This is a genomic window from Paenibacillus sp. GCM10027630 (assembly GCF_042676305.1).
In the GTDB taxonomy this organism is placed as follows: domain Bacteria; phylum Bacillota; class Bacilli; order Paenibacillales; family NBRC-103111; genus Paenibacillus_S.
Window position 1 is genome coordinate 271,988 of the sequence record NZ_JBHTGY010000001.1, and the last position, 11,253, is coordinate 283,240.

An 11,253-nucleotide genomic window follows, 5' to 3' on the forward strand; every position below is an offset into this window, starting at 1 on the left:
AATATTCAATGGTGATTGGCTATTAATCTTTTAATGTCCCTAATAAACGTCTTGCGTCACCATTTGGCGTGCTAACAATCTCGTAAACTTTGGCCGTAACCGGAGATTCCAGTGTGTCTGCCGCATTATCGAACATAACGGACTGGTTACCGCTCATTAGACGGTTATCTCCCCCAAGAGAATAAGTTTTGGAACCCAAAAGCTTGCCATCCGGACCTTCCAGCTGGAATAATAGTTTCGGATTAGACGGATCAGCTAACACTGCATCCGTTGTTTTGATGTTTAGTCCCATCTCTAGCTTATAGCTGTACCCATAGGAATTGGTTACCGCATTTTTCGCTGCAAAGTTGGTAATATTAAAGCTATCCATTTGCAGCTCGTAAGGATAGAACGAATATACGTTACCTGCCTGATTCAATGTTTTTATCGTTACATTGACTTGGGCTATCGGCATTTTATAGGATTGCTGGGTTTGTGCTTGTTCAGACGCCGCTTGCCCTTGTTGTTGAACTTGCTGGCCTTGCTGCTCCATTAAACGGAAGGTGAACTGATTAGCTTCCTCAGATTTAGGAACGATGAACGTATACGTTCCTACTGCACCCATGCCAGGAAGAACATCTTTTACCGTGCTTGCAATGTTTGTTCCGTCATAGACAGTCCCGTTACTAGATACGATATCTGCTCCCAAAACCGGCACTGGAATCGTACTGCTGCTTTTGTTGGTGAATTTGATCTTCGCTACAGCTGTTTTATAACTTTGTCCGTCATTTTCAAACCAACCGAAATCCTGCAGAGCTACCTCCATTTGCGGATTCACAGTTTTACTTAATGAATCTATAGCGATAGGCTTGCCAATTTCATATTGCGGCATACCTGCTCCCGTCTGTCCAGGACCAGGAAATTTTACTCCAATCCTGCCTGTATAGAACTGAATCGGGGCATTCATTCCTTGCTGTAAAAATGAATGGGCGGAAAGAACATAAAAAGCGGTCAATTGAGCATCCGAGTCTGTTGTAATGGCATAATTAATATATTTTTGCTCTCCAGCATTCAGCTTAATAGAGGTCTGCTCAATTCTTTTCCCAACAAATGAACGCCCTTCCGCCTTACCGCTCAAAGTAAAATCAGGCACGGCTGCTGCATTTTTACCCGTGTTTTTCACTCTTAGCTGTATGATATAGGACGGAGCTTGCCCGGTAAACTGTTTGGTTACGTTTGTTGCTGCATATTGTAAAGCGGAAGTTTCTCCCGGAATCGTGAATGCAGCACCCCAATTCCCCATTAAGGAAGGCTCTTGGATGGCAGCATCAGCGCCATGCCACACTATCGAATCAATCGGAGCATCGGCCAGTACCGTCTCCAGCTTAGGATACACTTCATCATCGACATGAACCCATAGCAGGTTGGTCAATTGGAAGTCTGTATTTTTATCAACTTGCGTCATATAGCTCAATTCCACAACGCTTTGGGGAGCAATGGAGACAGGTTTGTCTGAGCTTGCTTTAAGCGTATAAACCGTACCATCCGAGGCTTTTACCCGAAGCTCATAATCAGGTATACGAACCGTTGAGCTTGAAGTATTGGTTAGCTTAATGGATGCTCCCAGTTGCCAGCCATTAGCCGTTTTTTCCTGCAATACGCCTTTAACTTGCGCCTGAGTGTTCTCTGTCAAATAATAGCTGGGCATATCAACGGCCAATAGCTGTCCTTCGCCGGATACGCCTCCTGCTGTATCTCCACCCTTATTATCTCCAGCTGCCGGAATATACTGCTGCTTCGCTTCGTATGAAGAGGTGACCAGCAGCTCACGGGTTGCTGCTGAAGTGCCTCCAAACGTACCGTCAACGGCATTATCCATAAGCTTTAATTGGATAGCCAGAGCGGCATAACCTGCTGCCCAGCCAGAAACTGTATCGTCATTTACGCCCTGAATGGCCTTAGCTTCAGCTTCCTTATTCAATCCGCGGATCAAGAAAGCAGCAAGCTGCTCTTTAGTCACTTCTCCGGCAGGATTGTACGAATCTGCTCCGAAGCCTTCAGTGAGATTAGCCTTTTTAAGTGCTTCAATGTAGGGCAACGCATATCCGTTGGCAGGATCGTCAGCAAGTACGTCGCTGAAGCTCGAGATTTTAACAGACGCATCCACCGGCAATCCGAAGATCAAGGCTGCAGCCTTGGCGAACTGAGCGCGGTTCATTTTATCCTTCAAACCAAAGGTGCTGTCTCCAACTCCATCGAATATGCCCGCTGAAATCAAAGCATCGAATTTGATTTTCGATGCGGCATCCAAATTTTGCAGATCAGTAAAATCAGCAGATGACTTATCAGCACCGTAAGCGAAGGATGACAGCATGGAGAACGCTATAGATGCAGATAATAGGATAGATAGACTCTTTTTCATTATAGAATTCCTCCCAACTATTTAATCAAACAAGGTCACTTTGCCACTTCCACTTTTTGACCATCCTTCAACTGATGCTGTCCCGATATAACAACCTGCTCATCCGCTTTAACACCCTCGAGGATTTCCTGATTGGCTTCCTTAACCCTACCCAGCTTAACTTTACGTTTCTCTACTGTATCGGACTTCAGTATATACACGAATGTATCACTGCCTTCTCTTACTATGCTCAGGCTTGGAACAGCAAGCGCCATCTCTTCTTGCTCGCTAGTTAACTGAAGCTGCACACGGGAGCCCGGCTTGATAGAAGGATCTGTATTGGTTACCTCCAGTTCTATCGGATACATCTTCGTCTGTGCATTCATCATATCCGCCAAATAGGTAACCTTAGCTTTCTGCTTTTGAGACGGATTATTTGCAGAGTAGAATACCAGCTCCGGTTTGTTTCTTGCCAGCTTAGCAGCTGATTCAGTCAGCTCTGCTTTAATTTTAAGCTTATCCGTCTGCTGAACCTGACCAACCTTACTGCTGCGGGAAATAGTCATTCCAACCTCTGCCGTCATATCAGATAGCACACCGTCAATAGTCGACTTTACCGCATAATTGTCAAGGGTATTCCCGGCATCCTGCACCGCGATTCGGGCTGAATCCACTTGTGATTGCTGACTGGAAAGAGCATTGGTGCTTTCCAATGAATTCAATTTATCCTGCACCAGCTCCAAATCTCTACGAGCATTATTCAGTTGAGTTTCTGCCTGATCAAGCTGTTTTTTGGTTGCAAGACCTGCATCATAGTCATTATGCATTTTGTTATAATCCTTCTCGATAGTATCCAGCTGGCTTTGTGATTTGGCAACCGAATTTCTCATCTCGGTTTTACTGTTGCTCAAATCCTCTGCCGATTTCGCAAGAGCCTGCTGGGCGCTGTTCAGGGAGGATTGGCTTTTTTCCATTTGCAGAGCAATATCCTTAGTATCTATGCGAAGAATGACATCCCCTTTTTGTACCAAGTCGCCTTTCCTTTTCAATACCTCAACCACTTGACCATCTGCCTTAGGCATGACATCAACCTGGTTAACAGCCAATACATCAGCGACTTGCTCCTTGGGAGACCCCATGCTCTGCGAGCTGATCTTGGCCACCTTGATCGGTTTATTCTGCAGCTGTGCAGCAGCGGATTGCTCCGCTCCTGGTGCTGCTCCACAACCTGCTGCCACAACCGCTACGAGAATAAGAAGGCCCGCTGTCCGAGCGCCGTGCATTAATTTATTGTTTGCTTTACTTTTCTTCATCGCATGTTCTCTCCTTTACACTTCAATTGATTTCTCGGCTTTAGACTTGCGGTTAAATCTTTGACTAACACGGCCCTTCAATACCTCAATAAGCTCGTAAACAACAGGTACAACAATTAATGTCAAAATCGTGGAGGTTGTCAAACCACCAATTACAACTACTGCGAGACCTTTGGAAATCAATGTTCCTTTGGAAAATCCAAGTGCTAACGGCAGCATGGCTACAATCGTTGCTCCAGCCGTCATAATAATCGGTCTCAACCGGACTAAACCTGCTTCCACCAATGCATGCCGCACTGTATAACCTTCTTCACGAAGCTGCTGAGCGCGGTCAATCAATACAATAGCGTTGGTGACAACGATCCCGATCAGCATCATAAATCCGATCATTGAAGTGACGTCAAGTGATTGTCCGCTAATAAATAGTCCAAGCAATCCGCCAATTGCCGCTAGAGGCAGTGAGAATAATATAGCAAACGGCGCTCCGGCATTACCAAAGGCAAGAACCATTACGAGATATACGACAAAGATTGCCGCAGCCATTGCTACAAATAACTGTGTGAAGCTTTCATTAATATCTGCGCTCACACCCTTAACCTCGCGCGATACGCCATCCGGCAATTCAAGCTTGCCTAACTCGGCAGAGACCTTGTTGCTTATCGCTGATTTATTGACCGAATCAATTTTGGCCGTAATTTTCACGACTTGTTCTTTATTTTCTCTTTGCAAAGCTACAGGAGCTTCTACCTCTTCTATTTTCGCAACCTCATTTAAATAAACCGTTGAGTTGGAAGAGGTTCGCAATGGAATTTGACCTATTTTATCCATAGAGTTTTTATCTTCTTTGGACAGTTGAATCGTTGTGGTATAAGTTTGATTGTCAAATTGGATATCACCCAGCTGATCCTTCATAATCCAGCTGCGCGCTGCATCCTTAACCTGTGAAACCGTCAAACCAAGCGTTCTTGCTTTACTTTGATCAACATTAATCTGGACTTGAGTCTTCGAATCACTCAGGGAGTCTTCGACCTCGCTCAGCTCCGGAAAGTCTTGAAGCTTCTGCTTCACAGCAACCGATGCTTGCTCCAGCAGCAATTGATTATCTCCTTTAAGTGAATAGGAGAAGTCCGTTGATGAAATACCGCCGCCTCCACCTGCCAATGTTTTAGGTGTAACTTCAGAGCCTTTAGGAAGTTCATATAAGATGAATTCCTTATAGTCCTTTTTCACCTGATCGGGATTTGCTTTCTCATTCACCTCAGTGAAAATTTCAGAAACATAAGCAACCTGCTCATCTTTTCCGTTATAGCCAACAAGGGCTTCTACGAAAGTAAACAATGGCTGACCATCTTTATCTTTGGCTTCCTGCAGCATCGCTTCCAATTGCTTGGAAATTTGATCTGTTGATTCTATCGACGTTTCATAAGGAAGCTTAACCTCAAAATACATTTGACGTTCGCTCGTGCTGCCTGGAATGAAGCTTACGGCCAAGTTCGGAATGATGGCTGCCAGCGATACTACAAAGAGCAATCCTGAAATAAGCAATGTTTTGATGCGATGGGACAGGCTCCATTTCAACACCTTTTCGTAAAAAACGGTAACTTTGCCTTTCTGCGTTTCATCATGATGAGGTATTTTCCCATTCCGGAGAACTAACAGCTTAGCCATCATAGGAATGACGGTTAGTGCCACCAGCAAGGAAGCCATCAATGCGCAGGCAACGGTAATAGCAAACGGACGGAACAGCTCCCCTACAATGCCGCTGACCATTCCGATTGGAGCAAAAACCCCTACAGTGGCAAGCGTCGAAGAAGTGATCGCCATAGACACTTGCTTTGTTGCCAGCTTGATTACTGATTCATTACGCTCCTGAGCTTTCTGCAAAGAAGCATATATATTCTCAATAACGACGATACTATCATCAACGACACGCCCAACGGCTATGAAAATACCGCCCAGCGTCATTGTGTTCAACGTTATTCCCAGCTGTGAAATAACAAGCAGCGTAATTAAGATCGATAGCGGGATCGAGACTAGAACAATTAAAGTCATTCTCACATTCCGCAGGAATACCAATATCATTAAGGAAGCAAGCAGTGCTCCCATAATTCCTTCCTTCAGCAAGCCATTAACGGATTCTTTAACCTGATCCGCGCTGTTATATACCGATTTGAAAGTAATGTCAGGCATTGTTGTTTCCCATTTCTTGATCAATGCATCCGTTTCGTTAGAAAAATCAACCGCATTGGCATCACTTGTTTTAAATAGATGAATACCAAGCGTCGGTTTATTATCCAGGCGAGCAATAAATTCTGAATCTGTTATAGCTTGTACTTTAGCAACCTGATTAAGGGTTACCATACTTCCGTTACTAAGGGGAATTTGCATATTCTCCAAATTAAACAGGCTGTCGATATCACTGGTTACCCGGGCCACCTTGGTGTTTCCGTTAAAATCGACCGTACCAATGGCTCCATTAGACAAGGTGCTCTTAAGTGCCGTGCTTACCTGTGCCGGTGTCAAACCAAAGCTCGCCAGCGCATCAGCGTTCATTTCTATGTCAAGCGAGGTTTCCCGTGCTCCGATAGAATTGATATGGTCAATTCCATTTATCCCTTCCAAGCTCGGTTTGATTTGATCCTCATAAAGCTTATCCAGCTCAGTCTGACTCATGCCGTTATCCGCATAAACAGCTAAATAATAAGCCGGAATCGATGCGAAACCGAAAGTGGATGCCTTAGGCCTGCCTGATGAGGCCGGCAGCTTTACATCCTGCACCAATCCTTCGATATCCTGCTTTTTCTTGTCTACATCCACGTTCTGCTTGAACTGGACTATGACGGTAGACATATTATCACTGGAAGTGGAGGTTAAATTATCGATCCCCTCCATATTCGCAATTTTATCCTCTATGGGCTTGGTTACTTCCGTCATGACATCTTTAGGCGATGCCTGATAAGTAGTAGACACTAATACAACCGGGAATGAAATGTCCGGCATATTTTCCATTTTCAGCGTTGAAGCCGAATAAATACCTCCACCGACAAGCATTGCGATAATAATTAACACCGCAGCTATATTTTTCATGGAGAAGTTCGTTAGCTTGTTCATTTGATTCCCTCCTCAGAGTTTTGCTTAAGCAAAACTTTTTTTCGTAAGCATTGACTAAAGCTTTGCTCTAGCAAAACCATACTTCAAAATTTCGCTAATCAGAAATATCTCTGTCTTTAACTATAATTCGGGAATATGAACTCAATATGAACTGAGAGCAAAGACATTAAAAAGAACCATGGATTTACCATGGCTCTGCAATTTAAGTAATCTCATTCTATTTTAAAACATTACATCACACCTGGAAGCGTCACAATGAACGCAGCTCCTTTGCCCAGGGTGCTTTTTACTTGAATAGACCCCTGGTGCAATCTCACGATTTTATTAGCTATGGCTAGGCCCAGCCCGCTGCCTCCTTGAGACATCGTGCGTGAGCGGTCCGCTTTAAAGAACCGTTCAAAAATCCGTTCCTGATCCTCCACGGAAATACCGATACCCTCATCCAAAATGGTAATTTCGATTTCATTAGTCGTTTTTAAGCTTGCCTTAATATGGATGGTTCCATTCTTAGGTGAAAACTTAATGCTGTTACTAAGCAGATTCGTCCAGACTTGATTCAGCTGATCTTTGTCCGAACAAATTTTAATGCTAGGCAGTTCCAGATCAAGTTGAAGGTTTTTGGCAGACCACTGAGGTTCGCTAGCTACTATAACTTGCCGAATTTGCTCATCCAGATCATAAGTTACAGGATGAAAAGGGTGGTGCTCGGATTCAAGCGAGGCAAGCTTCAGCAAATTTTCAGTTAACCTGGATAGCCGCTCACTTTCCGTTTGAATAATTTCGAGATAGCGGCTTCGATCCTCCTCCTCAATGCTTTTATTGCGCAATGCCTTGGAAAAACCTGAAATCGACGTTAAAGGTGATTGAATTTCATGCGAGACATTCGAAACAAAGTCCTGCCGCATTTGCTCTATTTGCTTCAGCTCCGAAGCCATTTCGCCAAAGCTTCGAGCCAGCTCACCCAGCTCATCCTTACGGCGCTTTGGCCACGACCAATTAAAGTTAAAATCACCTTTCGATATGCGTCTTGTCGCTGCTGTCATCGCTCTCAAAGGCTTGACCAGATAACGAGCCGCGATGAAAAAAATTACACTTCCCACAAGAAGAACGATAGCTAAGGTTGTCGTAAGCATCCGCCTAATAATGGATTCCCACTTACTAATACCAGATGGTTGGATAAACAATGCGTACTTTTCATTATTTTTTTCAAAGGGGATACCAACAAGCAGCTTCTTCCGATTCGAGCCGTCATCTGAGTGAATGATTTGGCCACTAAATATTTTTTGACCATTGTGCACCTGATTTACCAACTGCTCCTGAATGGGTATGAAGTTATTTTCGTTCATTTTGCCGTACTGATTGAGCTGTCCTTTTCCGTCAAATAAGCTGATATGATAGGACAATAATACGCTGATGCTTGTTAAGTATACGTCTGCTTCTTGAACATTCAACTGACTGTATACATGGGCTATTTCCTTGCTTTGAGTCATGATATCTTCTTCTACTTCGTTGGAAATCTGTTCCCCAAAAATATAGATTGTGATGAAAAAAGAAGTGAAGAGCCCGATAATTACGGCAGTCAAGTAAATTACCACTACACGGAAATATAGTGTCTTGATCATAGTCTCTCCTCAAGCTTATAACCCAATCCCCGGATGGTTATAATCGTGAAGCCTGATGTTTCTTCCGGAAACCGTTCACGGAGGCGTTTGATATGGACATCGACCGTTCGGTCATCCCCGCCATAATCCATCCCCCAAATTTGCTCGATGAGCTGATTTCGGGTAAAGATATGACCGGGATGGCTTGCCAGCTTGAACAACAGCTCAAACTCCTTCAATGGCAACGTCATGCGCTCATCCCCACTAATAACTTCAAATTGCTTCCGGTTCAGTTGAACTGAACCGCATTGTACAATTTGCGAAGCCTCGATCCGGTATCGTTTCAATAATGCCTTAACACGCACTACTAACTCTATAGGATCGAATGGCTTAACCAGATAATCATCGGTACCCAGTTGGAAGCCTTTTACCTTCTGACCCGTTTCACCTTTCGCTGTCACCATCAACAGTGGCAAATCAGAATAATATTTGCGCAGCTCAGCGCATAAATCCCAGCCGTCCATTTCCGGCATCATGATATCAAGAACAACCATATCTGCCTTCGAGGCTTCCATAACTTCCAACGCTTCCTTGCCGTGCGTCGCCTCCAAAACCTCAAAGCCTTCTTGCAGTAAATACATCTTTATTAATTCACGAATATGATTGTCATCATCGACAACTAATATTTTGGCCAACCCTGTCCCCTCCTGGCTATGTTCCTATCTCATTACCATATAATAAAAATCATGAAAAATAAACCTGCTCAAAAGGAAACGGCGGCTGTGAATTGTTATTTACATATTTACATGCGTTCTCTTATATAAAATTGGTATTGCCGCTGCTATAAGGATCATGCCCATAAAAGCGGGTGCGCTAGACCCAAGTGATACATAGATTTGACCTCCAATGATAGGTCCAATCATTCTTGCTAAAGCCTGTATAGACTGGCTGCCTCCTTGAATCCTTCCTTGTTCACTAGAATCGACAGACTTGGAGAGCATCCCATTGAATGAAGGCCCAAAGATCGAATCACCAAAACCAAATATAAACATTCCAGCGATAAGAAGTGGGTAGAATGAGAATAAAGCCGATGCTGCAATAAGACTGTAGCCAATTATCTCCGAAACCATTCCAAGAATTGCTATCTGTTTATCACTAAGTTTTTTCAACAGCTTTGGCATTATGAAACCTTGTGAAATGATATCTTGGAAGCCCATAATTGAAAACATAAGTCCGATTAGTGCAGGCTTCCAACTGAAAGTATCTACTGTGAATTGTGAAAAAACTGCCTGTAAAGATCCGTTGGGGATCCAAAGTAAGAATGCTGAGACAAGCAGCCATTTTAAGTTTTTCATGGAAAGTACGTTTGCAAGCTGTGTAAATGGATTCAGTCTTATAAAGGTAATCACTTTCAGTCTATTATTCTTGTCAAGGCTCTCAGGCATAAAAAAGTATCCATAAACAACATTCAATAAAGTTATTATTGCTCCAAAATACATGGGTGCAGAATAATCAAACTTGGCAAGTAATCCGCCTAGCGTTGGACCAATGACGGTGCCTACACCTACAACCGCACTCAACCATCCAAAGTATTTGGTTCTCTGTTCTGGAGGAATGATGTCTGCAAAATATGCGAAGATAGTGCTTATGCTCCCGCCTGTTATACCTTCAATTATGCGCCCAACAAAAAGTACCCATAGAGCTCCTCCTATGCCAAAAACTAAGTACCCGATTGCAGAACCCAAAAGGCATACTAAGAGCAATGGACGACGGCCATATCTGTCGCTCATAGCTCCAAGTGCAGGGGCTGCAAAAAACACACAGACTGCATAAACAGATGTCAGCAGCGTAACAACTATAGCTTGTTCTCCCGGATTGCTTGTATAAGGCTGCACTAAGAATGGGACGACAGGTGCTATGATGCTGAAGCCTATTCCGCAAAGAAACACAGAAATAAGACCGAATAATAAAGCATGTTTATCTACGGTTTGTTCTGTGTTCTGTTCATTGTGTGATCTAAATAAGGACATTTAAATTTCTCCTCTCAAAAGTTGCTTTTTTGATTCCTCGGAAACAAATTTATCGTATTATAATTTTGTTTCCTTGTCAACAAATCAAACAACAAAAATACAGCCCATTCTCAAAGAGTTGGGCTGCCTGTGGTTTCATTTTCAGTATTCAAAATTTATTCCGACTTAATATCTATATCCCGTTTCTTTATTTCTGCATCCAAATGCCTGCTATACTTTTCCACGAAGCTAAGCATACTGTCAAATTGTTCTTCGGTTACCTGCTCAAATACGGCTTTATCCCGCTCTTGAAACTCATTGTGCAGGTCCTCATGGATTTTATAAATTACTTTCCCTTGCTCAGTAAGCCTAAAATAGACTTCTTTCTTGTTATCCGACTTCTGGTAGCTTTCGATAAGGCCTTTTTTTATGAGCTTCTTAGTCATTTTACTTATGGCACCGCGAGTCATATAAAAAGACTCCGCAAGTTTTGTCACGTTGGAATCCACATTTTTTTCAATGTATTCGATGCAATGTACTTCAGAAGACATGTAACCCTTAAGACTATCTTCCATCTTATCCTTATTAAGCCAAACCATTTTGTTATATAAGTCCCTGAAACCTGTTAAGACCTGTTCTTTTTTGTTCATGGTTGTCCTCCCACCCGTTGGTGCATTAACAATATTATTAAAATAATTATTTTCAAAATGGAATTGACCTTGTTCCTCGGTACATCTATTCATAGGAATAAAAAACCTATAGGCGGGAAGCGTAAAAAGGGGTACACATTCCTCGCATGGAAAAAGGGATTAAGTTAATTATCTATGATAAATTTATTA

Annotated in this window: 7 protein-coding genes; all 7 read right to left on the reverse strand. The window is 43.0% G+C overall.

Annotation, left to right across the window (positions count from 1 at the left end):
* Nucleotides 1–22: 22 nt before the first annotated feature.
* The 7 genes from ACFQ0C_RS01205 to ACFQ0C_RS01235 all read right to left on the reverse strand — a co-directional run bounded on the left by ACFQ0C_RS01205 (nucleotide 23) and on the right by ACFQ0C_RS01235 (nucleotide 11,064).
* A complete protein-coding gene (locus tag ACFQ0C_RS01205; protein WP_379363157.1) occupies nucleotides 23–2,401 on the reverse strand; it encodes an S-layer homology domain-containing protein in 2,379 nt (792 codons plus the stop codon).
* 35 nt (nucleotides 2,402–2,436) lie between these two features.
* A complete protein-coding gene (locus tag ACFQ0C_RS01210; RefSeq protein WP_379363159.1) occupies nucleotides 2,437–3,693 on the reverse strand; it encodes an efflux RND transporter periplasmic adaptor subunit in 1,257 nt (418 codons plus the stop codon).
* Between the two features lie 15 nt (nucleotides 3,694–3,708).
* Nucleotides 3,709–6,804 (reverse strand): efflux RND transporter permease subunit, encoded by a 3,096-nt coding sequence (locus tag ACFQ0C_RS01215; RefSeq protein ID WP_379363161.1) that lies wholly within the window; start codon nucleotides 6,802–6,804, stop codon nucleotides 3,709–3,711.
* 230 nt (nucleotides 6,805–7,034) lie between these two features.
* A complete protein-coding gene (locus ACFQ0C_RS01220; RefSeq protein WP_379363163.1) occupies nucleotides 7,035–8,426 on the reverse strand; it encodes a sensor histidine kinase in 1,392 nt (463 codons plus the stop codon).
* Nucleotides 8,423–9,100 carry a response regulator transcription factor gene (locus ACFQ0C_RS01225; protein WP_379363165.1) on the reverse strand — a complete coding sequence of 226 codons (678 nt, stop codon included), beginning with the start codon at nucleotides 9,098–9,100 and terminating at the stop codon, nucleotides 8,423–8,425. Before ACFQ0C_RS01225 ends, ACFQ0C_RS01220 begins: the two co-directional genes overlap by 4 nt.
* A 99-nt stretch (nucleotides 9,101–9,199) precedes the next feature.
* On the reverse strand, nucleotides 9,200–10,435 hold the full coding sequence (locus ACFQ0C_RS01230; RefSeq protein WP_379363167.1) for an MFS transporter: 1,236 nt from the start codon (nucleotides 10,433–10,435) through the stop codon (nucleotides 9,200–9,202).
* Between the two features lie 155 nt (nucleotides 10,436–10,590).
* Nucleotides 10,591–11,064, reverse strand: coding sequence for a MarR family transcriptional regulator (locus tag ACFQ0C_RS01235; RefSeq protein ID WP_379363169.1), 474 nt, complete (start codon nucleotides 11,062–11,064; stop codon nucleotides 10,591–10,593).
* Nucleotides 11,065–11,253: the final 189 nt, after the last annotated feature.